Origin of the sequence: Psychromicrobium ferritrahens, assembly GCF_043789415.1 — a bacterium.
Classification (GTDB): Bacteria; Actinomycetota; Actinomycetes; order Actinomycetales; family Micrococcaceae; genus Renibacterium.
The window spans coordinates 1,798,804-1,823,513 of record NZ_JBDLLW010000001.1 but is presented as its reverse complement, the minus strand read 5'-3'; the positions used below and the strand labels follow the sequence as shown (position 1 = coordinate 1,823,513).

Annotated in this window: 20 protein-coding genes; 14 read left to right on the top strand and 6 right to left on the bottom strand. The window is 62.2% G+C overall.

Going from position 1 to position 24,710, the window contains the following annotated elements:
- Positions 1–31 precede the first annotated feature (31 nt).
- Positions 32–1,132 (top strand): GTP pyrophosphokinase, encoded by a 1,101-nt coding sequence (locus ABDK06_RS08320; RefSeq protein WP_394940492.1) that lies wholly within the window; start codon positions 32–34, stop codon positions 1,130–1,132.
- A gap of 56 nt (positions 1,133–1,188) precedes the next feature.
- Positions 1,189–2,151: a bile acid:sodium symporter family protein gene (locus tag ABDK06_RS08315; RefSeq protein WP_394940491.1), complete on the top strand. Its 963-nt coding sequence runs from the start codon at positions 1,189–1,191 to the stop codon at positions 2,149–2,151.
- A gap of 37 nt (positions 2,152–2,188) precedes the next feature.
- Here ABDK06_RS08315 and ABDK06_RS08310 read toward each other — a convergent pair whose 3' ends face one another.
- Complete coding sequence (locus ABDK06_RS08310; RefSeq protein ID WP_394940490.1) at positions 2,189–2,890, bottom strand: LysR family transcriptional regulator substrate-binding protein; 702 nt, start codon at positions 2,888–2,890, stop codon at positions 2,189–2,191.
- A gap of 82 nt (positions 2,891–2,972) precedes the next feature.
- Here ABDK06_RS08310 and ABDK06_RS08305 point away from each other — a divergent pair, with 82 nt between their 5' ends.
- The 4 genes from ABDK06_RS08305 (at position 2,973) to ABDK06_RS08290 (ending at position 10,730) form a co-directional block, all read left to right on the top strand.
- Positions 2,973–3,806: a hypothetical protein gene (locus tag ABDK06_RS08305; RefSeq protein WP_394940489.1), complete on the top strand. Its 834-nt coding sequence runs from the start codon at positions 2,973–2,975 to the stop codon at positions 3,804–3,806.
- Positions 3,803–5,371, top strand: coding sequence for a DNA polymerase Y family protein (locus ABDK06_RS08300; protein ID WP_394940488.1), 1,569 nt, complete (start codon positions 3,803–3,805; stop codon positions 5,369–5,371). The genes ABDK06_RS08305 and ABDK06_RS08300 overlap by 4 nt, the downstream gene beginning before the upstream one ends.
- A 118-nt stretch (positions 5,372–5,489) precedes the next feature.
- The gene (locus tag ABDK06_RS08295) at positions 5,490–9,110 is read left to right on the top strand and encodes an error-prone DNA polymerase (RefSeq protein WP_394940487.1); all 3,621 of its coding nucleotides are present in this window, start codon (positions 5,490–5,492) and stop codon (positions 9,108–9,110) included.
- 126 nt (positions 9,111–9,236) lie between these two features.
- Positions 9,237–10,730, top strand: coding sequence for a mannitol dehydrogenase family protein (locus tag ABDK06_RS08290; protein WP_394940486.1), 1,494 nt, complete (start codon positions 9,237–9,239; stop codon positions 10,728–10,730).
- A gap of 44 nt (positions 10,731–10,774) precedes the next feature.
- Here ABDK06_RS08290 and ABDK06_RS08285 read toward each other — a convergent pair whose 3' ends face one another.
- The gene (locus ABDK06_RS08285) at positions 10,775–12,334 is read right to left on the bottom strand and encodes an alpha/beta hydrolase (protein WP_394940485.1); all 1,560 of its coding nucleotides are present in this window, start codon (positions 12,332–12,334) and stop codon (positions 10,775–10,777) included.
- A 157-nt stretch (positions 12,335–12,491) separates the two neighbouring features.
- On the opposite strand from ABDK06_RS08285, the gene ABDK06_RS08280 reads away from it, so the two are divergent.
- Positions 12,492–13,379 (top strand): alpha/beta fold hydrolase, encoded by an 888-nt coding sequence (locus tag ABDK06_RS08280; protein WP_394940484.1) that lies wholly within the window; start codon positions 12,492–12,494, stop codon positions 13,377–13,379.
- Here ABDK06_RS08280 and ABDK06_RS08275 read toward each other — a convergent pair.
- From ABDK06_RS08275 to ABDK06_RS08265, 3 genes are read right to left on the bottom strand one after another with little or no spacing between them, the layout of a single operon-like run.
- Entirely contained in the window at positions 13,327–14,109 is a 783-nt protein-coding gene (locus tag ABDK06_RS08275; protein ID WP_394940483.1) for a glycosyltransferase family 2 protein, read from the bottom strand. The genes ABDK06_RS08280 and ABDK06_RS08275 overlap by 53 nt on opposite strands.
- A gap of 26 nt (positions 14,110–14,135) precedes the next feature.
- On the bottom strand, positions 14,136–15,539 hold the full coding sequence (gene xylB, locus ABDK06_RS08270) for a xylulokinase (RefSeq protein ID WP_394940482.1): 1,404 nt from the start codon (positions 15,537–15,539) through the stop codon (positions 14,136–14,138).
- Positions 15,536–16,480 (bottom strand): sugar-binding transcriptional regulator, encoded by a 945-nt coding sequence (locus ABDK06_RS08265; RefSeq protein WP_394940481.1) that lies wholly within the window; start codon positions 16,478–16,480, stop codon positions 15,536–15,538. Before ABDK06_RS08265 ends, xylB begins: the two co-directional genes overlap by 4 nt.
- A gap of 151 nt (positions 16,481–16,631) precedes the next feature.
- Between ABDK06_RS08265 and ABDK06_RS08260 the strand changes: the two genes are divergently transcribed.
- The 7 genes from ABDK06_RS08260 to ABDK06_RS08230 all read left to right on the top strand — a co-directional run bounded on the left by ABDK06_RS08260 (position 16,632) and on the right by ABDK06_RS08230 (position 23,627).
- On the top strand, positions 16,632–18,020 hold the full coding sequence (locus ABDK06_RS08260) for an ABC transporter substrate-binding protein (RefSeq protein WP_394940480.1): 1,389 nt from the start codon (positions 16,632–16,634) through the stop codon (positions 18,018–18,020).
- Positions 18,017–18,961 carry a carbohydrate ABC transporter permease gene (locus ABDK06_RS08255; RefSeq protein ID WP_394940479.1) on the top strand — a complete coding sequence of 315 codons (945 nt, stop codon included), beginning with the start codon at positions 18,017–18,019 and terminating at the stop codon, positions 18,959–18,961. Before ABDK06_RS08260 ends, ABDK06_RS08255 begins: the two co-directional genes overlap by 4 nt.
- Entirely contained in the window at positions 18,958–19,845 is an 888-nt protein-coding gene (locus tag ABDK06_RS08250; protein ID WP_394940478.1) for a carbohydrate ABC transporter permease, read from the top strand. The genes ABDK06_RS08255 and ABDK06_RS08250 overlap by 4 nt, the downstream gene beginning before the upstream one ends.
- A 248-nt stretch (positions 19,846–20,093) precedes the next feature.
- Positions 20,094–20,756: a TetR/AcrR family transcriptional regulator C-terminal domain-containing protein gene (locus ABDK06_RS08245; protein WP_394940477.1), complete on the top strand. Its 663-nt coding sequence runs from the start codon at positions 20,094–20,096 to the stop codon at positions 20,754–20,756.
- A 61-nt stretch (positions 20,757–20,817) separates the two neighbouring features.
- Positions 20,818–21,117 (top strand): metal-sensitive transcriptional regulator, encoded by a 300-nt coding sequence (locus tag ABDK06_RS08240; RefSeq protein ID WP_394940476.1) that lies wholly within the window; start codon positions 20,818–20,820, stop codon positions 21,115–21,117.
- Positions 21,118–21,125: 8 nt separating this feature from the next.
- Entirely contained in the window at positions 21,126–21,362 is a 237-nt protein-coding gene (locus ABDK06_RS08235; RefSeq protein ID WP_394940475.1) for a heavy-metal-associated domain-containing protein, read from the top strand.
- A gap of 33 nt (positions 21,363–21,395) precedes the next feature.
- Positions 21,396–23,627: a heavy metal translocating P-type ATPase gene (locus ABDK06_RS08230; RefSeq protein WP_394940474.1), complete on the top strand. Its 2,232-nt coding sequence runs from the start codon at positions 21,396–21,398 to the stop codon at positions 23,625–23,627.
- A 90-nt stretch (positions 23,628–23,717) separates the two neighbouring features.
- On the opposite strand, the gene ABDK06_RS08225 is transcribed toward ABDK06_RS08230, so the two are convergent.
- On the bottom strand, positions 23,718–24,695 hold the full coding sequence (locus tag ABDK06_RS08225; protein ID WP_394940473.1) for an EamA family transporter: 978 nt from the start codon (positions 24,693–24,695) through the stop codon (positions 23,718–23,720).
- Positions 24,696–24,710: the final 15 nt, after the last annotated feature.

Sequence of the window (24,710 nt, the reverse complement as noted above, 5' to 3'; positions counted from 1 at the left end):
GGTGCGGCGCGGACAGTGTTAAGCTCGTGGCATGGCCAGCAATTGGGAACGGCTAGACGAACGCCTGCGTCCATCGGTGGCCGCGAGCGTTGAAGAGTATGCCCGCATCAGGCCGACACTGAAACGCGTCACCGCGGAAATGGAAACCCGGATCCGGGAGATCTTCTCCGAAGCCGAGGCGAAACCGCTCTTCGTCTCGAGCCGGACCAAAACGGTGGACTCCTTCAGGGAAAAAGCCTCCAGAATGCTCGAAGCCACCGAGCCGGACGGCGAGCCGACCCTGCAATTCCCAGAGCCGCTGCGGAATCTCACTGATCTGGTGGGAGTGCGGGTGATCACCACACTGCCCAGCGAGAACGCGATGGCGGCTAATCTGATTAAGCGGCAGCGTCATACCTTCGATTGCCGCGGGGATCGGGAGAAAGATATCGGTTCCATCGAATCCGGCACCTATGGCTATTCGAGTCGGCATCTGATTCTGCGCAGCATTCAGAATGAGGTGGTCCGTGATTTTCAGGAAAGCCTCGACGGCTCGGTGAAACCCAGCGGAAGCTACATTTTTGAATGTCAGATTCGTACCGTCTTCGCCCACGCCTGGAGCGAGATCGAGCACGATATTCGCTTCAAGGCCGAGGACCGCCGGGCCTGGAGCCCCTATTTCGACCGGCAATTCACCGCCACGGCGGCCATGCTGGAAGCCGTCGAATCGGCTTTCTCCGAATTGCACGAACGCTACGAGACGGTGACGAGTTACTGGGACGAGGACGGCGAAGGTGCCGCGCCGCTCACTCCAGAGCGGATCAAAGAGATCTGGCAGACGCTCTTACCGCATGTGGACCGCAAGTCCGACGACGACTGGGGCTGGGCGGCAGAGCTACTGGCCGCCCACGGACTGACCACGACCATTGACCTGGCCGGTCTCTTGCAGCCAGAGTCGATCATCGATGTGCGCACCGCCCTGGACCACCGCTATTCCCCTGGGCCGGACCGGCTACTGGATGACTTGCTGCTCTGGCGCTACGGGCCGGAGCACATCGAGCTCACCGCCTCCGGAGAAGCCGGGAACAGCCGCCGGGAGAGCTTGCAACGGCGCTGGCGTCAGATGCTCAGCTACCGGCAGTCCCGGAGCTGAACAGTCGCCCAGGTATCCCAGCCGTTCAGAAAACTGAGTGAGAAAGAAGAACTCCGATGGAAGAACGCCGCGCCAAAATAGCGGTCACCGTGTTCCCGCTGCTGGTGATCGCCGCCGGGATCGTGGGTTTCCTCTGGCCCAGCGGTCTGAGTCCGCTCGCTCCAGCGGTACCTTATCTGCTCGGCGTCATCATGTTCTGCATGGGGCTGACTCTGACGCCGCCCGACTTCGCTTCCGTGGTCAGACGCCCGTGGGCTGTCGGACTGGGTCTGCTGGCTCACTACATCATCATGCCGGGCGCTGGCTGGCTGATCGCCGTCGTGCTGCATCTGGACCCGGCGCTGGCCGCCGGGGTGATCCTGGTGGGCTGCGCCCCCAGCGGTACCGCTTCCAATGTGATGGCTTATCTGGCCAAGGGCGACGTCGCGCTCTCGGTCGCCGTGGCCACCGTCTCCACCCTGGTCGCACCGCTGGTCACTCCACTGCTGGTCTTGCTGCTGGCGGGCAGTTTTCTGAATATCGACGCCGGAGGCATGGTGCTCGATATTGTGAAAACCGTGCTGGTCCCGGTGATCGCTGGCCTGCTGATCAGACTCTTCGCGAAGAAGCTGGTGAGCAAGGTGCTTCCTGCACTCCCCTGGATCTCGGCCCTGGTGATCGCCTTTATCGTCGCAATCGTAGTGGCCGGAAGCGCCAGCAAGCTGGCCAGCGCGGCCGCTATCGTCTTCCTGGCCGTGGTGCTGCACAACGCCTTCGGGCTGGGCCTAGGTTACCTGGCCGGGAAGCTCGGCGGGCTGGATGTGAAAGCCCGCCGCGCCCTGGCCTTCGAAGTCGGTATGCAGAATTCCGGGCTGGCGTCCTCGCTGGCCACCGCGCACTTCTCACCACTCGCTGCTCTGCCAGCAGCTATTTTCTCGGTCTGGCACAATGTCTCCGGCGCGATCGTGGCCGCCGTGATGGCGCGCCGGTCGGAGCCCTCAAGGTCTGAGCTGGAAATTGGGCAGAACTCGGCAGGCTAGCTGATCAGGAGCAGAGTCAGAGCCTGCAAAATCCTGATCAACGTTTTTTATTCGAGCGGCCGCTTTGCTTGCCGCGAGGCTGAGATTTGCCCGACCCGCCCTTTCTGGGCTGCCGCTGTCTGCTGGCTCGCTTGCCGCTCCCCGGCTGTGTTGAGCTTTTCTTCGCGCTCTGCTTCTCCGGACGACTCGGCGGAGTCGGCTCTTGACGTGAGCTATTGGCGGTCCGGCCCCGGACGACGCCGATGAATTCCTCGATCTCCGGCTCTTCACGCTCCACCAGCCAGGCCAAGCCGATATCACTGCCCGGCGCATCCAGCACGGGGCGATGCCGCAGCTCCTTGCGGTTGTGCTGCCGGGCCAGTGACTGCGGGAGCAAGAGAAGTCCGACGCCGGCCTGCACCAGATCGAGTGCGGCCTCAATCTGCTCGGGGTGATCGGAGGCGGTCAGCAGATTCTCATCGGCGAGATCCTTGAGCTCGAGTTCCTCAAAGACGGTGACTTCATGGTCTTTAGCCGCCACCACCACGGCGACTTCTCGGTACAGCGGAATGAGGTGCAGCCCGGTCCGATCGATCGGGAGCCTGACGAAACACAACTCGACTCGATCTTCCAGGAGCGCTGCCCGCTGCTCCGAACACTGCACCAACTCGGGTTGCAAGGGTTCCGCCGGATGCCTTTCGGCCCAGCGATGAAACCACTTGTCCGGACTCACTCCCGGCACGAATCCTATCCGCAACACTGCACCAGCCTAGTTGACGAAGACTTCTTATAGGTCATTCGGCACAATTGACATCTTCGAATCTATATTCGAGTATTAACAAATGAATCCACTATCACAGGCACATCAGTTCGATAGCGTGACGCGCCGTAGCACCCCGCTCTCCGCTGTGCCCGAGTCAGGTCGATTCAAAAACCTCAGTGGAGTACCGGCCGAAGAACGAGCCAGCGGCGAAACCATTCGGGAGTTGCGCTCGAAAATAGGCCAGGCTCAGCTGAGTCGAGCAGAAGGCGGACGCCTGGAATCCCGAAACGTGGAGACCTATCCCGCGCTTCGACCTGTTTTGCCCGGAGGGGCGCTGCGCGCGGGCAGTAGCTATACGGTTCATCGGTCCAACGCCATTGCGATGGCCCTGCTGGCCGGTCCCTCTGCCGCTGGCGGCTGGTGCGGGGTGGTCGGCGTCCCGGAGTTCAACGTCGAAGCGGCCGCCCAGTTTGGCATTGATGTGAATCGTCTCGTCTTGATCCCCTCCCCGGGAGAGCACTGGCTGGGGGTTTCAGCCGCTCTGATCGATGTGGTCAGTGCCTTGCTGCTGAACCCTCCAGCTCAGCCTTCGACCGGCCAAACGGCTCGGCTCGGTGCCCGCCTGCGGCAACGCGGCGCAGTACTGATCTGCCAGACTCCTTGGCCGCAAGCCGAGGCTGAGCTGTCCGCGGCGGCCACCCACTGGCAGGGCCTCGGTGAAGGTCACGGGCAATTGAACGGTCAGCACATTACGGTGGCCGCTACGTGGCGTCGTCGAGGTGCTTCGCCTCAAAGACACACTCAATTGCAGATCCCTGGTTCCTGGCCCGCAACCGCACAGCGATTGCCGCAGATCGGCAGCACCCGGCCAGCCACCGAGCATGCTGCACGGGCTGTGGCGATGAGCTCATGAAGCATCGTGCTCTGGTGCTCTGGTGCCCGGACTGGCCGATCAGCGCGGTTCTTCAAGAACAAGCACACGATCCGGAAACGCCTCTCGCCTTGGTCAAGGAAGGCGAGATCTTCGCCTGTTCCTCGATCGCTCGTCTGGAAGGGGTCAAACGGGGTCTCACAGTACGTGAAGCACAGTCGCGCTGCCCCCGGCTTCAGGTGCTGCCCTACGATCCAGCGGTGGACGCCCGGGTCTTCGCCCCGGTTATTGCCGCTATTGAACAGATCATGCCCGGAGTCCAGGTGATTCGCCCTGGTACCTGCGCCATCCGCGCCAAGGGTCCAGCCCGCTACTTCGGCGGAGAGCAGCAAGCCGCAGAGGTGCTTCGGAGTACGCTGCTCGGTCTAGGGGTGCGAGACGTTCGAGTGGGCATTGCCGATGGCATCTTTGCGGCAGAACAGGCGGCTCGCAAAACCTCGAATCTTCGCATTGTGGAACCCGGTGCCTCCGCCGAATTTCTTTCCAGGTTGGGCTTGGACGTCCTGGAGCAGACAGAACTTGTGAGCCTCCTGGAGCGTCTGGGGCTGCAAACCCTGGGGGATTTCGCAGCACTCACCACAGTGAAGGTGCGAAACCGCTTCGGTGAAGACGGCGCACGGGCCCATCTGCTGGCTCGGGGCCTGGATCCCAGGGCGGTGGTGCCCCGGACTCCACCGACTAATTTCGAGGTCTTCTTGAACTTCGAACCCCCGTTGGACCGGGTGGATCAGCTAGCCTTCGCCGTGAAGACCTCGGCAGAACGATTCATCGAGGCAATAACCGCGGCGGGATTGGTCTGCACGGCACTCAGGATCCAGCTGCAGAGCGATTCCGGCGAGCACCTGGAGAAGGTATGGAAACACCCGCGCTTTTTTGATCCGGAGGACGTTCTGGATCGAGTCCGCTGGCAACTGCAAAGCAATGTCAAGAGCAGCGCCGATTGGAACAGCGAGCTGGACTCCGGGATCACCAAGGTCGTGCTCAGCCCGGAAACCACTGATCAGCTCAGCTCGCATACCGCGGGGCTCTGGGGCAATGGGCCTCAGGAGCGAGTGCATCACGGCCTCTCCCGCATTCAGAACATGCTGGGGCACAGTGCGGTGCTGACCGCGGTGCTGACGGGTGGTCGGATGCTGGCTCAGCGAAGCGTGCTGATTCCCTGGGGAGATTCCACCGACGTCGAGCCAGCAAGCAAGAGCCGCCAGCAGCCGTGGCCCGGTGCCGTCTCCGGGCCGCTTCCGGCGACGCTGTTCGAAGCTCCATTGCAGGTTCATGTGAAGGATGCTCAAGGTCAGCGGGTTGAGCTGGATGAACGCCTCGAGTTGAGCGGTGACCCGGCTTTCTTCGCCCCTCCGCGCTCCGATGACTCCGGGGAAGCCGAGGAACGACTGATTAACGCCTGGGCCGGGCCCTGGCCGGTCGACGAGCGCTGGTGGGAGGCCTCGGGTCAACAGCTGTATCGCTTTCAGATCATCGACAGCACGAATTCCGCCTGGTTGCTCTTTCACCGGGATGGGCAGTGGTTCGCGGAGGCGAGTTATGACTGAGCTCAGGTCATCTCCGGGCCCTCACCGACTCCGGACTGTGATTCCGGACTGTCATCGCTACGGTGCGCACCGTAGCTGCTTCGTCAACCACCGATTCTAGGATTTTCAAGGAGCTGAGATGGGCTGGCATAACCCTCCGATGCCGTGGAAGGAATTCGAGCGCAGGCTCTCCGGAAGAGCGGTCAACCACCCCGATCGGGCAGCACCGGGCCAGCACGATTCGCCCAGCGATGAACCAGAGCACGACGGCGGAGCTGCTCCGGCCTGGAATTATCAACGGGGCCCCTACATCCCGCGTGAAATCAGCCCGCCCGCCGGGCCCCTCGTGCCCTACGCAGAACTTCACGCACACTCGAATTTCAGCTTCCTGGACGGCGCCGCCGACCCCGCTGAATTGGTCGAGGAAGCGGTGCGACTGGGGTTGCACAGCATTGCGCTCACCGATCACGATGGCCTCTACGGCGCCGCTCAATTCGCGGAAGCCGCGGCGGCCTACCCGGAACTGAAAACCGTCTACGGCGCCGAGCTCTCGCTGGGCCTGAGTAAACCGCAGAACGGGGAAGCCGATCCGGAGGGCGATCATCTGCTCGTGCTGGCCCGCGGCGTCGCCGGGTACCACCGGCTCTCCAGTGCCATCACCCGGGGGCAATTGGCTCAGGAGGCGGCGAAGGGCCGCCCTCGTTACCAGCTGACCCAGCTCGCGGAAGCAGCGGAAGGGCATTGGCTGATCCTCACCGGCTGCCGAAAGGGCACCGTGCGGCGAGCTTTAGCCGAGGGCTTGCTCCACGGTGATGACGGCGCCGCCGCGAAGACCGAGTTGCGGCATTTAGCGGATCTTTTCGGCCAACGGAATGTGGCAGTCGAACTCTCTGACCACGGTCACCCCCAGGACAGCACGAACAACGACCTGCTGGCTCGGATCGCTCGAGAACTCGGGCTCCCCATGGTGGCCACCAATAATGTGCACTATGCCCGGCCGGAGCAGTACCGCACCGCGGCGGCCTTGGCCGCGGTGCGAGCCCGGCGCAGTCTGGCCGAACTGGATGGCTGGCTGCCCGCTGGTCCGAGCGCCTTCCTGCGCAGTGGGGCAGAGATGGCTCGTCGGTTCTCCCGCTTCCGGAATGCTGAAGGGGACAGCGCCGTCGAACGCAGTGTGCTGCTGGCCGAAGAACTGGCCTTTCCGTTGGAGAAGGCCAAACCTCGGCTGCCAAAACTCAAGCTGCCTGCAGAGCACACCCAGATGAGCTACTTGCGCCAGGAAGTCTGGAAGGGCGCGGCCCAGAAGTATCCGGAGCTGAACCAGGAGAAGCGCCGCCGGATTGAAAACGAACTCGCCGTCATCGAGGCGAAAGACTTCCCCGGTTATTTCCTGATCGTGCACGATATTGTGCGTTACGCCAAGACTCAGGGAATTCTCTGCCAGGGCCGGGGTTCGGCGGCGAACTCGGCGGTCTGCTACGTGCTGGGCATCACCGCGGTAGATTCCATCAAGCACAACCTGCCCTTCGAACGCTTCCTCTCCAGTATCCGCGATGAAGAGCCGGATATCGACGTGGATTTCGATGCCCGACGTCGCGAAGAAGTCATTCAGTACGTTTACCGGAAGTACGGCCGCTTGAACGCCGCGCAAGTCGCCACCGTGATCAGCTACCGGCCTAAATTCGCGGTCCGGGATATGGCCAAGGCACTGGGCTACTCAGCGGGCCAGCAGGATGCCTGGTCCAAGCAACTGGAGAATCCCTATGGCGGCGGCATTCGAAAATCCGCCCAAACTGAAGAAAGCGGTGCAGCCACTACCGAACAGCGCAGCGTGGAACCGGAGAACGATATTCCGCCCGACGTCAAGAAGCTCGCCGCCGATATCAGTAAATTCCCGCGCCACCTGGGCATCCACTCCGGCGGAATGGTGCTCACCGATCAGCCGGTGAGTGAGATCTGCCCCATTGAGCACGCCCGGATGGAGAATCGCACCGTACTGCAATGGGACAAGGACGGCTGCGCGTATATGGGGCTGGTGAAATTCGACCTGCTCGGCCTGGGCATGCTGGCCGCCCTGCAGCAGTGCTTCGAGTTGGTCAGCGAAAACTGCGGTGAAAACTGGAGCCTGGACGATATCCCTCCAGCAGAGCAGGCGGTCTACGACCAGCTCTGCCTCGCGGATACCATCGGCGTCTTCCAAGTGGAGAGCCGGGCCCAGATGAGCATCCTGCCCCGGCTCAAACCCCGGAAGTTCTACGATCTGGTGGTTGAGGTGGCGCTGGTCCGTCCGGGACCGATCCAGGGTGGTGCGGTGCACCCGTATATGCGTCGACGCGCCAACCCAGAAGAGATCACCTACGATCATCCGCTCTTGGAACCCGTCCTGAAACGCACCTTGGGCGTGCCGATCTTCCAGGAGCAGCTCATGCAGATGGCGATTGCGATCGGCAATTGCAGCCCGGAGGACGCCGATCTGCTCCGCCGGGCGATGGGCTCAAAGCGCGGTCTGGAACGGATCGAATCCTTGAAAGCCCAGCTCTTCGCCGGGATGGCGGAGAACGGCATCACCGGTGAGACGGCGGAGGGCATCTACCAGCAGATCGCGGCCTTCTCCAATTTCGGCTTCGCGGAGAGCCACTCGATCAGCTTCGCGCACCTGGTGTATGTCAGCGCCTGGTTACGGCTGCACTACCCAGCCGCCTTCCTGGCTTCTTTGCTGCGTTCCCAGCCCATGGGCTTCTACTCGGCTCGCACCCTGGTCGAAGACGCCCGGAGGCACGGCGTGGAAGTGCGCGGGCCGGATCTGCTGCGCTCCGGGGTGGACGCCGACCTCGAACTCCTGGATCTAGAACCCTCGCACGCCACACCGCAGGCGCAGACGGCCCGATCGAAGACCCCCCAAGTAGAGACAGTTCAGCCGCGAGAGAGCAAAGCGCAACCCACTATCCCGGCGATAAGCACTGGTATGCCGTCCTGTCTGAACCAGGAGCAACCAGACGTCGGCGCCTTCGATAGAAAGGCGGATCACCGGCTCGCCGAACACCGCCGGGATGGCGGCCATGCCGTGCGACTCGGCCTCTCCAGCGTGAAAGCGGTGAGTAAAGCCCTCGCCGAGCGGATTGTGGCGGAGCGCTCGAAGGCTCCGTTCATGGACCTGGCGGACCTGGCCCGGCGGGTTCAACCCAGTGCTGCACAGTTGGAGGCCTTAGCGGCAGCGGGGGCTTTCGACGCCTTCAACAAGAATCGCAGGGCAGCGCTTTGGGAAGCTGGCCCGGCCGCTCAAGAGCGCAGTGATCAGCTTCCTGGCACCATGCCCCGCTATGAAGCTCCGATGCTGCCCGAGTTCACCGAGCTGGACAAACTGGTCTCTGATATCTGGGCCACCGGGATCTCCCCCGATGACAATCCGGTCCGGCATCTACGACCGGAACTGAGCCAGCAAGGGATCCTCGCTGCGGCAGATCTGAAGCACATTGAGCCGGGACGGCGAGTCAGGATCGGCGGAGTGGTGACCCACCGACAGCGGCCGGCCACCGCGAACAGCACCACCTTCATCAATATCGAAGACGAGACCGGGCTGATCAACGTGGTCTGTTCCGAAGGCGCCTGGAAACGGCATCGCCGGACGGTCCGCGAATCAGAGGGGCTCGTGGTGCGTGGCATTCTGGAGCGCTCAGCGGAAGGGGTGATGAACCTGCTGGCCGACCACTTCGAAGAGCTCAAACTGCCGGTGAGAATGCATTCCCGGGACTTCCGCTGACCCACCTACTGGCTGAGCCACTGACTCGATCGGCGCCACTGGAATGCATCGCTCATCTGAATCCGGCGGGCAGCTAGCGGGATAGAATCCGTGAAGTATCCCGAAGCCAGGCCAAGGACTTTTCGTATGGTGAAACTACAGCAAGCAGCCCTGTCAGAACTCCCTGAGCAGTTGGCGGTTCCCGGCTACGACAGAGCGCAGTTGCGCAGCGGAATCGTGCATTTCGGAGTCGGTGGATTCCATCGGGCTCATCAGGCCATGTACCTGGATCGCCTGATGAATCAGGGCAAAGCCCTGGACTGGGCGATCTGCGGCGTCGGAGTGCTACCCCATGACGAAAAGATGGCCCAGGTGATGCACGACCAGGATTGCCTTTACACCCTGGTGGTCAAGAATCCGGATGGCACCCGGGAGGCCCGAGTGATCGGCTCGATCGCCGAGTATCTCTTCGCCCCGGCGGACCCGGAAGCGGTGATTGAGAAAATGGCCTCTCCCGACATCCGCATCGTCTCGCTCACGGTGACCGAAGGCGGTTATAACTTCCACCACGTGACGGGCGAATTCAACGCCGAGAATCCGGAGGTGCAGCACGACCTGCAGCCCGGAGCGGCGCCGAGAACCAGCTTCGGCCTGGTCATCGAAGCCCTGATCCGGCGTCGTGCACGAGGCCTGGAACCCTTCACCGTGATGTCCTGCGACAATATCCAGGGGAACGGCGACGTGGCGAAGAGGATGTTCACCTCCTACGCCGCACTGAAGGATCCGGAGCTGGCCGACTGGATGGATGCCCAGGTGCCGTTTCCGAATTCCATGGTGGACCGGATCACGCCGGTGACCACCGATCAGGACCGGGCGAGCATCACCGAGCAGTTCGGTGTTGAGGACGAGTGGCCAGTGGTCTGCGAACCTTTTGAGCAGTGGGTGCTGGAAGATCATTTCACCCTCGGCAGACCCGCTGTCGAAGAAGCCGGGGTGCAATTGGTTGAGGACGTCGAGCCGTACGAGCTGATGAAGCTGCGGCTGCTCAACGCGAGCCATCAAGCGCAGTGCTACTTCGGCTACCTGGCCGGGTACCGTTACGCCCATGAGGTCTGCCAAGACCCGCTCTTCGCTCAATTCCTGCTGGATTATATGAAATATGAAGCGACTCCAACCCTGGAACCGGTGCCGGGAGTCGATCTTCCCGCCTATCAGCGCACCCTGATCGAACGTTTCTCCAATGAATACGTCCGGGACACCCTGGCCCGGCTCTGCGCGGAAAGCTCGGACCGGATCCCCAAGTGGCTCGTTCCGGTGATCAAGATCAATCTGGCGAACGACGGGGAGATCCAGCGCAGCGCCGGCATCGTGGCCTCCTGGGCGCGTTATGCGGAAGGCCTGGATGAAGCCGGCGAGCCGATCGTCGTCGTCGATCAGCTCAAAGACTCCCTGATGGCGGCCGCGGCTCGGCAGATCCCCGGCGTACCCGGTGGGGACAAACTGGCCTTCATCGCCAATCGTGCGGTTTTCGGCGATCTCATTGACGATGAGCGATTCGTGGCCGCCTACTCGGTGGCCCTGGACAGCTTGCATCAAGCCGGCGCCAGGGCCACCGTGCGGAGCCTGAGTCATCAGGCCTGACGGGCCTGAGCAGGACCGCCGTCAGCGGAGCTGAAGCACAGAAACTAGAAGGACTCAGTCTCTCCGCACTCAGTGGACTTCGGCAGCTTGCCGGTCGTATAGAAGTCGGCGACCGCGGCTGCTGCACAGCCGGTGCGCACTGGGACGCCGTGCCCTTCACCGTCCACCGTGATCATTGCGGCCCGTGGACCGAAAGCTCGCAGGGTCTGCTGGGCGCCCAGCAAAGCGGTGGCCGGGTCTGCGGTGTGCTGCACCAGCAGGAGATTCGCCGGGCCCTGGGCGCTGGCCGGAACACTGGTCTGAGCCGAAACGCCGGGAAAGGACGCTGGCCAGAAAGCGCAGGGCAGAATTCCATCAGCGGAGCCCGCAGTGAGCGGATATTTCGCCGCACTCTGCTGCATCGCTTTGGCGTAATCCAGCGGATTGCGGCTCACCGCCGGGCCGTCATTGCAGATGAACGCGGTCTGCGCGCTGATCAGATTGTCCGGAAGCTCGTTGTAGAGCGGAAGCTTTACCGCTATCTGCGGGGTGAGTTTGCCGGATTCCGCGGCACCGATCAGCTTTGCCAGCTCGGGGAAGTTGCTCGGTTTTTCCAGTAACGCCTGGTCAGCGGTGAGCAGTTGATTGCCGTAGAGAGTCTTGCCATTCGGCAATGGAATGGGTGAGGCGTTCAGGGCCGCCACCGCGCGGAGGAAATGACTCTGCACCGTCGCCGCATCCGTGCCCAGGTGGTACTTTGCCGGATCTTTGGCTGCCCAGTGCGCGAAGACCGTGAAGGCCTGCTGCACGCCGACGTCCTTATGCCGGATCGACAGCTGGGTGCCATCCGAAGAGACCACGCTGTTCAGTACCACCGACCCCGAGCTGTCTGGGAAGAGTGAAGCGTAGACCTGGCCCAGGTAGGTGGCATAGGAGGTGCCGAAATAGGAAAGCTTGGGCTGCTGCAGGGCCAGCCGCAGCTGATTCAGGTCGCGGGCCGCATTCGCGGTGTTGATATAGGGCAGCGCGGTGCCAGCATTGGCCAGGCAGTCCTGAGCGATTTGCCGTGCCTGGGTGACGAGTTCCGCGGTGCTTCCCTTGGCATCGGGGTAAGCGATGTTATTCGCTTCCAGCAGTTCATCGGGGCCGAGTCGGCAGCTGATCGGCGAACTGTTGCCGATGCCCCGGTAGTCCAAGCCGTAGAGATCATCATCGGCAACCGTGGATGGCGGCAGATTGCTCACTCCCCAGGAGGGCAGGTCCAGCCCGGGCAAGCCTGGGCCGCCCTGACCGATCAGCAGGGCGGGGGCATTCGGCTTCCCGCTGCTAATGCGTGAGATCTCCAAGCTGAGAGTTTTAGAGCCCTGCCCGATGGGTGCCGAATAGTCCAGTGGCACCTGGAGACTGGCGCACTGCTGGCGCGGATTCCGCGGTATCTGCTCGGTCGAGCTCGCGGCTGGCGGCGGACAGCTTCCCCAGTTCAGGTCGGCTTGGCTGATCACGGGCCGACTGAGAGCGGACTGGCTCGGTGCACTCGAGGGGGAAGCACTGCTGCAGGCCGCCAAACTCGCTCCGAGCAGAGCGACGGCGGCTAGGGCTAAGGTCTTGGACTGGGAAGTTTTCATCTTTCCAGGCTTCCAGCGAGGCAGGCTCACGGCATGAGTCAGCGGGTGGAAATCCTGGCGGATTTCACCTTGAGGTCCGAGTGGTCCCCGGGTGGATGATGGGTGGATCAGCCGAGTCGTGCCCTCACTGAGGCTGTGAAGCTCATAAGATTCCGGTATGAGCACAGCAGCGCTGCTCGATCAGCAACTTCCCGATATCGACTGGTCAGTGCCACCGGCTGGGGTGGTTTCCAGTACTTTCAATGCACCGAGCGGCCCGCTTGCCCTGTGGTCTCTAGGCACGCCCGGGCAGCCGCGGGTGGTGTTGGTGCCCGGCGTCACCGGCTCGAAAGAGGATTTCTGGTTCGTTATGCCGATTCTCGCCGAAGCCGGGTACTTCGTGCAAAGCTACGATCTAGCCGGTCAGTATGAGTCCTATCAGGCCGGACCCGAGCGGCTCGACCCGCCACGCAAGCACTATGATTATGAGCTCTTCGTGGACGATATGGTCAGCTTTCTGGAGTCCGCGGGCGCTGCTCATCTACTCGGCTACTCCTTCGCCGGCGACGTCGCCCAGCTGGTCACCCTGCAGCGCCCGGATCTAGTGCTCAGCTTGGCCCTGCTCAGCACTCCTCCGCTGCCGGGTCAGAGCTTCCACGGCGTGAAGCGGATCGGCTGGCTCAGTTCGCTGGCTAGCCCGGCCGTGATAGCCGGATTGATGAAATGGGGAATCAAGCGGAACTTCATCCCGGTCTCCGCAGCGCGCTTGAATTTCGCAATGCGCCGCTTCGCCCTGACCCGCCATGCCTCGCACGTGGACATCATGGGATTGATGCGGAACAGCCCCGATCTGGCCGCTCAACTCAGAGCACTGCCGCAGCCCAAGCTGCTCGCAGTAGGTGAACACGATCTGTGGCCCTTGGAACTTCACCGAGCTTTTGCCGCTGAGCTGGGTGCCACCCTGGCCAGTTACCCAGCGGGGCACAGCCCCAGCGAGACCACGCCGTATCAACTCAGCCGCGATCTACTCGATCTGTATCAACGGAGTGAGCAGCCGCTTCAGTAGCGTTCCGGCGGGCCCATTCCCTGCGCGCCCGGCGACGGCTCCACAGAGACTGCTCGCGCAGATTGATGCCCAGCGCTCTGAAGGCCAGTGCCAGCCGATGCATTAAACCGGCCAGGGAGTCGAAAGGCCGCGCCGAAACCCCCACCTTCAAATCGGGGTCATAGAGCGCAGCCATATCCGGCTCGAATTGAAACGTGATGTCGGTATCGTCGTTCACCGCCTTATCGCGGTGCACTTTAGCCCTGATCCGGTACCAGGCTGAGGCTCTGATCGCCATATTGGAGCCATAGAGCGGGGTGTACCCCAAGCCCCAGGCGAGCAGCCTGAAATTTCCCCCGCTGATCAGATTCTTTCCGCACCAGCGCATCCAAGGCGTACCGCCATAGAACTCACCGGTTCCGGTGATGGCTGCCGCCTCCGGATGCGTAGTGAGCATCCTCTCCACTCTCCCCAACCAATCGGCGGAAGGCAAGGAGTCGGCATCCAGCCGGGCGAAAACCTCGCCCTGAGCGGCGTCGAAGCCGGTCGAGGTGGCGGAAAGGATGCCACGCCGGGGCTCGACGACGACGCGGGCGCCAGCCGCCAGAGCAATCGCCACCGAATCATCAGTGCAACCGTTGTCGACCACCAGAATCTCGTCGGCCGGTCGGCTCTGCTTGGCTAAGGCGGCTAAGCAGCTCGCAAGAAAGGCCGCATCGTTGAGTACCGGGATCACCACCGAGATGAACACGCTTCGAGTCTAGCTCTCCGAGAAGCTCAAACCCAGTATACCGAGCTGCGGGTCTGAGCGTATCGGCTTCGCAGCTCAGCGGCCCAAGCGGAATCATCCGGCTCGAATCGTTCCTCGATCCGCCGCTGCCAGCTCGGTAGCTCACCGCTGGTCATCCAGGCGGCCTGCCTGGCCGCGCCCAGGGCAACGTATTCGGCCGCCACCGGAATCTCCACCTCGACGCCGAGCAGCGAGGCCGCCGCCTGCCGCAGCGCGACTGACTTGGAGCCACCACCGATCAGCAGCACTCGTTGCACTGGCAGATCGGCAGCCTTGAGCAGCTCAATTCCGTCCGCCAGCGAGTTCAGTACGCCGAGCACAGCCGCTCGGGCCAGGTTCTCAGCGGTCATCGAAGCGCGGCTCAGACCGACTAAAGTTCCTCTGGCCTCAGGCAGATTAGGGGTGCGTTCGCCGTCCAGATAGGGCAAGAGCAAAAGACCACCGGCGTCGGCGGGAGCGGCGAGCGCCAACCGATCTAGCTCGGCTAAATCGACGCGCAGCATAGCCGCCGTTGCCGAAAGAGTCCGAGCCGAATTCAGCATCGCCAGCAACGGCAGAAACTTCCCTTGAGCATCGGCGAACCCCGCGATCTGCCCGGTGGGATCACTGATCTGCTGGCTGCTAGTGGTGAAAACAGTGCCCGAGGTTCCCACCGAGACCACGACTTCGCCCGGCTGCAATCCCAGGCCGAGCGCGGCGGCGGCATTGTCCCCGGCGCCAGCGGCGAGCGAAGCGTTTTGCAGCCCCCATTCGTCAATCAGCCCACCCGCACACTCATGGGGGCTCAGCACCGTGGGCAGGGTTGGCACAGTGCCAAGATAATGCTGCAACAGCTCAGGAAGATACTGATTGCCCACCGGATCGAAGTACGCCGTCCCTGAAGCATCGCTGCGATCCGTGACAAAAGATCCAGCGAGCTGAAGATTGAGCCAGTCATGCGGCAGACAGACCCGCGATACCTGGGCCGCGAGTTCCGGATGTCGGTTAGCGAGCCAGGCTAGTTTGGTCAGCGTGAAGGAGGGCACTGGTACTGATCCAGTGGTCGAGGCCCAGTATTCAGCGCCCCGTTCAGTCACCATACGTTCGGCTTCCCCGGCGCTTCTGGTGTCATTCCAGAGCAGCGCATCGAAGATCGGTCGGTAGCCGGAGTCGAGGGCCACCATGCCGTGCTGCTGGGCCCCGACGGCGACGGCGGTGACGGTCTTTCCAAAGTCCGTCACCCGCGCTTCACCCCAGGCGTCGTGCAGCGCGGCCGTCCAGATCCTGGGATCAACCGCGGTGGCGTCGGGGTGAGCCGCCGATCCGGTAGCTTGAATTTCGCCTGTTTCGGCGTCGACCACCAAGACTTTGCAGGATTGAGTCGAAGAATCGATGCCGACGACGTGGGTCATGCCGCGGGCTTCCCCGAAAGAGCTGAAGCGAGCGATTCGTCAATCACCAAGGTGCTGACCACTCCGGCGGCAATCGCCGCCCGGACGGCGGGAGCACGTGCGGCGCCTTGGGCCACCGCGAGCACCGTCGGAGTGCGCTTGAGTTGTTCCAGGGTGACAGCCAGCACCCTGGGGTCCAATTCTGAGCGGACCGGCCTACCTTCGGCTGAGATCAGTCGCCCGGAGCACTCAGCCACCGCGCCCGCGGCGAGTGCATTCTGACGCACCTCGTTATCCACTCGATCCCACACGGTGGAGAGACCGGGCCCCCAGGCTCCGATTGCTATCGCCGCAAGATCGAGTGAATTCGCTTTGGTCAGCGCGGTGGAGATCTCAACCTGCTGCCTCAACCCGGCGGCTGTTCGTGCGCTGTCCACGACCAGCGGCGCCCAGAGCGGCCAGACCGTTCCATTGGAGACCCGGCCCAGTCGTTGCACGAGTTCCAGCGGATTCGAGTTGCCCGAACTCGGCAGTGCTCCAGCCAGTTGCACGATCTCGCAGCGCGGCAGGCCAGTGACGTGACGCGCCGCCATATCCAGGGTGCGGGACCAGGAGACACCGACCGTCATCCCCGCCTTGGTGTTCCTCATCAGTTCGGTCGCTACCGCCTGGGCCAGCAGATCCCGTTGCAGCACATCGTCGTTCAGGGTGCGGGTGAGCACGAGCTTCTGAACTCCGAGCTGTTCCGCCAAAGCTCTGCTGTCAATGGAGTCCAGATTGCCGGGGAAACGCACTTCGATATGCACGATACCCTCTGCCCGCGCCTCATCGAGGAGCCTGGCCACCTGAAATCGGGAGATGCCATAACGACTGGCAATCTGCACCTTTGACAGGTTATCCAGGTAGTAGTCCTTGCCAATCAGGGCGAGCAGCCCTTCATGGTCAGATTCGATTGCTGTCATAGCTCCTCGTGCCTCACGATTCCTCCGTCACATCCGCACCGAATGAGCGACATCTATTGCTCAAACGATCATATCTGACTACAGTCACTTAACAAATGAGCCATAATTTATGCTCAGATGAGTGAATATAGCACTCCCAGAAAGGTAATCGATGAAGTTACCCCGTAGTGCGAACCGGCGACGACGCCGGCTCGGCAGCTGCGCGGCGCTGGCCGCCGTCGCCCTGACGCTCGGCGGCTGTTCCGTCGCCGGAGCCAGCGCGACCGAAACCATCACGGTCGCCATCGTGGCGAATCCGCAGATGAAGGATGCCATTTCCTTACAGGACAACTTCCGCAAAGCGCACCCCGCGGTTAATGTCCGGTTCGTCACCCTTCCGGAGAACGAGGCACGCGCCAAGATCACCGCTTCGGTGGCCACCGGCGGGGGCGAGTTCGACGTCGTGATGATCTCCAATTACGAAACTCAGATGTGGGCGAAAAACGGTTGGATCACGGACCTCCAGCCCTATGCGGAGAAGACCAGCGGCTACGACCCGGATGACTTCATCCCCACCATCAAAGACGCCCTGAGCTACCAGGGAGACCTCTACTCGGTGCCTTTCTATGGCGAGTCCTCTTTTGTGGCGTACCGCAAAGATCTCTTCGAGAAGGCCGGGCTGACCATGCCTGCGCATCCCAGCTGGGATGACCTGAAGAGTTTTGCCGCCAAACTAGACGATAAGAAAAACGACTTCGCCGGCGTCTGCCTGCGTGGCCTGGCCGGCTGGGGTGAGGTGATGGCCCCGCTGGACACCATGATCAACACCTACGGCGGTCAATGGTTCGACGAGGACTGGAACGCCAAACTCAATTCACCGCAGGTTGAGTCCGCGGTGAACGACTACGTCAGTCTGCTGAAGGACTATGGCCAGCCCGGTGCCGCGACCAGCGGTTACGGTGATTGCATCACCCGTTACAGCCAGGGCAAAGCCGCGATGTGGTATGACGCCACCGCGATGGTCTCCTCGGTTGAGGATCCCCAGTCCTCCAAAGTCGCAGGTCAGACGGCGTACGCCCCGGCTCCGGTCAAGGACACCGCCTCGGCGGGTTGGCTGTACAGCTGGTCGCTGGCCATTCCGAAGACCTCGCAGCACAAGGACGCCGCCTGGGACTTCGTCTCTTGGATGACCGATAAGGACTATATCAAGCTGGTCGGCAACCAGATCGGCTGGGAACGGGTCCCTCCGGGCAGCCGCCAGTCTACCTACCGCATTCCGCAGTACGCCGAAGTCGCCAAGGCTTATGCCGGGCCAACCCTCGATGCCATGAACAATGCTTCGCAGGCCAATTCCATGGTGCAGAAAGTACCTTATTCCGGCTTGCAATTCGTTGGCATCCCCGAATTCCAGGATCTGGGAACCCAGGTGGCTCAGCAGATCTCCGCCGCAGTCGCGGGGCAGAAGAGCGTGAAAGACGCACTAGAACAGGCCCAGCAATATGCCCAGGTGGTCGCGGACTCATATAAATCAGGAGCCAATGAAGCGGAGGCCGGCAAATGACGACGGCACTCAAGAGCCGGGTTGATCGGCGCACTGGAGTGATCGACCCCGCAACGGACTTCTCGCGAGCTGAGGGCTGGCGCCGTCGGGCACCCCTGCTGCCAGCATTGATCTTCACCATCGTGGTCACCCAAGTGCCCTTCATCCTGACCATCTGGTACTCATTGCGGAACTGGAATCTGCTCCGACCGGGTAGTGATCAGTTCGTCTTCCTGAAGAACTACGCGGAGATCTTCCTGAACTCGACCTTCCGCGGGGCTGCCTTCAATTCCGTGCTGATCACCCTGGCCTGCGTCCTGGTGGCCATGGTGCTCGGCATCTTCCTGGCCATCCTGCTGGATCGCAGCTTCCGGGGCCGCTCGGTGGTACGCACCCTGCTGATTACACCTTTTCTGATCATGCCAGCCGCTTCGGCAACACTCTGGAGCGTCTCAATGCTCAATCCGAGCTTCGGCCTGGTCAACTGGCTGACCTCTTTGGTGGGAATTCCCGCGGTGGATTGGACGTCGAAGTATCCGGTGCTCTCCATCCTGATCGCCTTGGTCTGGCAGTGGACGCCGTTCATGATGCTGCTGGTGCTGGCAGGTTTGCAAGCGCAGCCCAAGGATGTGCTGGAAGCAGCCCAGATCGACGGGGCAGGCTGGTGGAAGACCTTCGCCTTCGTCACCCTGCCGCAACTGCGCCGCTACATTGAGCTGGGAATCCTGCTGGGCGCGATCTATGTGGTGAACACCTTCGATCAGATCTATCTGATGACCGCGGGCGGCCCAGGTACCGCGAGCGCGAATCTGCCCTTCTATATCTACCAACGGGCCTTCCTCGGCTTCGATATCGGCCAATCGGCCGCGATGGGTGTAGTCACCGTGATCGCCACCATCATCATCGCCACCTTTGCCCTGCGTTTGATCTTCCGCAGCTTCGACACGAAGGACGCGCTATGACCAGCTCCGTCACGACGACCAGGCCTCACGGCAGGTCGGTCACCAGTCGCCCCGGGAATCCCCGGAGCCGGAAGAACAGGGTAGGCGCTTCAGCGCTCACCACGCTCACCTGGCTGATCGCCTTGATCTTCTTCGCTCCCGTCCTGTGGATGGTTCTCACGGCTTTCAAACAGGAGTCGGACGCCGCCTCCAATCCGCCGAAATTCGTCTTCGCGCCGACCCTTGACCAGTTCTCCGCGGTACTCAATGCGGGGGCTGGCAGCTATTTCCTGAACTCTTTGATCGCCACCGGCCTTTCCACCGTCTTGGTGATCGTGCTCGCGGTGCCGGCAGCCTATGCGCTGAGCATCCGGCCGGTGAAGAAGACCTCCGACGTGCTGTTCTTCTTCATCTCCACCAAGATGCTTCCCGTGGTGGCGGTGATCATGCCTATCTACGTGATTGCAGGGCAGCTGAAGGTTCTGGACAATATCGGCACCCTGGTGGTGCTCTATACCTCGATGAACCTGCCGATCGCCGTCTGGATGATGCGTTCCTTCTTCCAAGAGGTGCCCGCCGAAGTGCTCGAAGCCGCTCAAATGGACGGCGCCGGGTTGCTCAAGACAATGCGCACCATCTTGGTGCCGATGGTCTCTCCGGGTCTGGCGGCCACCGCGCTGATCTGCGTGATCTTCGCTTGGAACGAGTTCTTCTTCGCCTTGAACCTGACCGCGGCCAATGCCGCGACCGTTCCGGTGTTCCTGGTTTCCCAGATGACCAGCGAAGGACTGTTCCTGGCAAAGCTCTCCGCCGCTTCGGTGCTGGCTTCGCTACCGGTGGTGATCGCTGGCTGGATCGCCCAGAAGCAACTCGTCCGAGGGCTCTCCATGGGTGCGGTGAAGTAAGTGGCGGAGAGCGAGCTCGGCTGCTCGAGCTCCCGACCGGACTGAGCTGAGGGACCTCTCGGGAGAATGAGACACGCGGATCCTCAGATGCCGATCGCAGCTCGCCCGGAAGGCCCGTACTGACGGGTAACACCGGGTCATCAACCCTCCACAGAAGAGAGCTACTGCGCCCTTCAGCTCGGCTATCAGCGTAAGGTGTAGACAAGAGTCAACGAAGACACCCGCATCGTTCTCCAGGAAATGAGAAAATGCCCCAGGTAAACACATCAACTAAACGAGGCGCTGGACGCCCGGCTTTGATCTCACGAGCCAGCATCGGTGAAGCTGCATTGGCTGAACTAGAAGGTATCTCTTCCACCAAGGTCGCCAAGCGCCTCGGTGTAGCTCAAAGCTCCCTCTACCGACATATCACCGATCGGGCTGACCTGATCCGGCTGGCTGTGGATTATGCCTTGGACTCCCATGAGTGGCCTCCGCCTCATGATGACTGGCGGCAATATCTGACCGAGTATGCGATCAGCTTCTGGAAGTTACTCGAGAAGCATCCGGGGCTCAGTGATGCGCTCAGGATGCTGCAGCCCACTTCCCAGCGGGTGATCGATGTGCTGAGCAAGGTGGCGATCGATCTGCTGAGTTCTGGTTTCACCGCCGAAGAGGCCAATATGGCAGTGGACATGCTCTCGCATGTGACCATCAATGCGATGATCTCCGAGCAGGTCTTCAACTCCCCGGGACGCCGCGGCACCACGGTGCGCCAGGAAGCCCGTGACGCCTGGCTCACCCAAGATCAGCGGCTCGCCGAGCACACCCGGCAGACTCTGGAGCAAAGCATGTTCCTGAACCTTCAGAAGCGAGTGGATCTGGTGCTCGACGGCCTGGAGATGAAGCTGCTTCGGCGCGCCCAGCAGTAGCTCCAGATATACCCCCTAGGGGTACTTGACATATACCCCTAGGGGGTATACTTTGGTGTTCATGGAACACGGTTACACAGCAGATAAACAGGCCTACCTACGTCGGCTCAGCCGAGTCGAAGGCCAAGTGCGCGGCATCGCCAGGATGGTCGAAGAGGATAAGTACTGCATCGACATCCTCACCCAGATCGCCGCGATCAATAAGGCGCTGCACGCGGTGAGCGTCGGCTTGCTGCAGGATCACATCGGGCATTGCGTGGTGGACGCCGCGGCAGAATCCGCGCGCACCGGCAACCCCGAAATCGTCAACACCAAGGTGGAAGAAGCCACCGCCGCCATCTCTCGACTCGTTCGCAGCTAGGAGCTCCGATGAATACTTCTGATATCAGCACCCAAGTCTCCATCTCGGGCATGACCTGCGGTCACTGCGTGAACGCGGTGAGCGAGGAACTCGGATCATTGGCCGGAGTGAGCAGCGTCGCTGTCGATCTCAATGCGGGCGGAATCTCGACGGCGACCATCATCTCCGAGCGAAAGCTCAGTGACACCGAAATCGGCGAGGCAGTGGCAGAAGCCGGCTACCTTGTCGTCGCGGACCAGGCTTAGGCGAGCCGAGGAGAACTATTAGGAGGAGTAAAGATGAGCAGCGAGGAATTGCTGAGCGGCACCGGAGCTCAGCTGCGCGTAGTCGATCTCAAGATCAAAGGGATGACCTGCGCCTCCTGCGTGGCCAGAGTGGAGAAGAAGCTGAATAAGATCGACGGCGTCCAGGCCGCGGTCAATCTGCCGCTGGAGTCCGCGCAGGTCAGCGTCCCGGCCGGGATCAGCGACGAACAGTTGGTGGAAGCAGTTAACTCCACCGGTTATCAAGCCACAGTTCATCACTCTGGACAACATCACGAGCAGCACGCCGGGCACGAAGGCGGCGAGGACCATATGGCGCACGGAGGCACCGCGGAGGAACTCAAACCGCGGCTGATTCTGGCCATCATCCTGACTGTGCCGGTGCTGCTGATCTCGATGATCCCAGCCTTCCACTTTCCCGGCTGGGGCTGGGTCGCCGCCGCATTGTCCCTGCCCGTGGTCACCTGGTCCGCCTGGAGTTTCCACAAAGCAGCCGCGATCAATGCCCGGCACTTGGCCTCCACGATGGACACTCTGGTGTCCATCGGCATCATCGCCGCCTATGTCTTCTCCTTAGTGACCTTAATCGCCGAATCGATTTCCAGCGCGCAGTCTGATGGCGGCGAGCAGGGCATGGAGCTGATGCTCTACTTCGAAGTCGCCGCCGTCGTCACCACTTTCCTGCTGCTCGGGCGTTATCTGGAGGCTCGCGCCAAAGCCAAGGCTGGAGATGCACTCAAGGCGCTGCTCAGCCTGGGCGCCAAGGAAGCGACAGTCCTTCGCGAGGGGCGCGAAATCTCTGTTCCCGCGGAACAGCTCCAGGTGGGCGAGCTCTTCGTGGTACGGCCGGGCGAGAAATTGGCGGCGGACGGCGTGGTGCAGGAAGGACATTCCGCGATCGACGCCTCGCTGATCACCGGCGAATCACTACCCGTTGAAGTGGCTCCCGGGGACGCCGTCACCGGCGCCACGATCAATACCTCGGGTCGTCTGGTCATTAAAGCCAGCCGGGTGGGTCACGAGACCACGCTGGCTCAAATGGGTCGACTCGTCTCAGCGGCACAGAGCGGAAAGGCCCCGATTGCCAGGCTGGCCGACCGGATCAGCGCGGTTTTTGTGCCCATTGTGCTGGGCTTGGCCGTGCTGACTTTTGGCCTCTGGTGGATCTTCTCCGGTGATCTGCAGGCGGCCTTCATCGCCGCCGTCGCGGTCCTGGTGATTGCCTGCCCCTGTGCGCTGGGCCTGGCCACTCCCGTGGCGCTGCTCACCGGAACCGGTCGAGGCGCCCAATTAGGCATTCTGATCAAAGGACCGCAAGTCTTGGAAGACACCCGCACGGTGAACACCATCGTGCTGGACAAGACCGGAACGGTCACCAGCGGTGCGCTGTCGGTGACTTCCACCGAGGGCCTGGGCGATTTCAGTTCGAGTGAGGTGCTGCGGCTCAGCGCCGCGGTGGAGCAAGGCAGCGAGCATCCGATCGGCAAGGCCGTGGTGAGGGCTTTTCAGGGTTCCGAGCTGCCAGCGGTGAGCGGTTTTCAGGCAACGGCGGGCGGCGGGGTCTCGGGATTCATCGAAGGGCGTGAAGTACTCGCGGGAACTCGGGATTTCCTCGCTTCTCACGGCATCCAGACCACGGAGGCGCCGGCCGTAGGAACCGAGGTCTGGCTCGCGGTTTCCGGGCAGCTCGCCGGTGCCATCGTCTTGCAGGACACCGTCAAAGAAGGCTCGGCCGCCGCAATCGAGCGCTTGAAGGAACTCGGCCTGCGCCCTCTGCTGGTGACCGGAGACAATTCCGCAACGGCCAACAGCGTTGCTGCGGCGGTGGGCATCGCCCCGGAGGATGTCCGAGCAGATGTCCGCCCGGAAGGCAAAGTGCAAGTGGTCCGCGAACTGCAAGCCAGTGGGGCGACCGTGGCGATGGCGGGCGACGGGGTCAACGATGCTGCGGCGCTGGCGCAGTCCGACCTCGGCATTGCGATGGGTTCCGGCACCGATGTGGCTATTGAGGCCGCGGATCTGACCGTGATGGGGAACGACCTGAACCAGGTGGCCACCGCGATCGAGCTCTCCAGAGCCACGCTGCGGACCATCAAGGTCAACTTGTTCTGGGCCTTTGCCTACAACGTGCTGGGCATCCCGGTGGCAGCTCTCGGACTACTCAACCCGATGATCGCGGGGGCTGCGATGGCTGCGAGCTCGGTGCTCGTGGTCGCCAACTCGCTCCGGCTGCGGCGCTTCCGGTAGAAGTACACATTGGGCCCCGCCGGATCTTCATCCGGTGGGGCCCAACGCTTTAAGAGTCAGGACTCTGAGAGCCGTCGCTTTTTACTGCTGCTAACCGACCGGAACCCGCTCTGGAACCTTCAGCTCCAGCTCGGAGATCTCGGGTGAGGAGGCTGAACGCTGCTCTCCCATTCTGACCAGTATCACGCCGAGCATGATCAGGGCCCCACCCAGCAATTGAATGGGGTGCGGCAGCTCGGAAAGCAGCAGCCAGGCCCAGACCACTGCGAACAGCACCTCCATGAGCGAGACGAAGGAAGCCACCCTGGTGCCGAGCCTGCGCACCGAAAGCACTCCGGTGGTATAGGCGAACACCGTGCCCACCAAAGCCAAGCCGAGCACCGGAACCAGCCAGCTCATGCTCTGCCCGGCGAAGACCACGTTCTGGGTGCTGAAGGTCATCGGCATCACGCCCAGCACTCCGAGCACCAGGATCAGCACAGCGCCAACCACCAGACCGCCACCGATCATCAGCACCGGCGGGACGCCGTCGACCGCTCGGGCGGACATCACGAAGTAGAAAGCTGAGCACACTGCGGCGGCCAGGCCCCAGAGCACGCCCATCAGATCGACGGATTGCGTGCCGCTGAGATCCAGCACGAGCAAAAGCCCGGCAACAGCGCTGATGGCACCCGCAAGAACCAACACCTGGGGGCGTTTGCGGGATTGAGCCCAGCTGAACAGCACGAGCAAAACCGGAGAGAGGTATTCGAGCAGCAGCGCGACGCCCACCGAGAGATGCTGCACCGCGTTGAAGAAGAACAACTGGCAGAGCGCAATCGGCACCACGCCGTAGAGGGCGATCCGAGGCAGTTCACCGCGTACCGTGGGCCAGCGGCGAACCAGCATGACAATCACCGGGATCAGTAATACCAGGGCGGCTCCGCCGATCCTGCCCAGAATGGCCGCCCCGGAGGACCAGCCCGTTTCAAAGAGGCCTTTTGCGAAGGTGCCGGAAAAGGCGAAAGCCACCGCGGAGGCTAGCGCAAAGCCGAACCCGGTCAGAGAAGAACGTGAAGTAACGGTCATTGGAGCCCCCTTGGG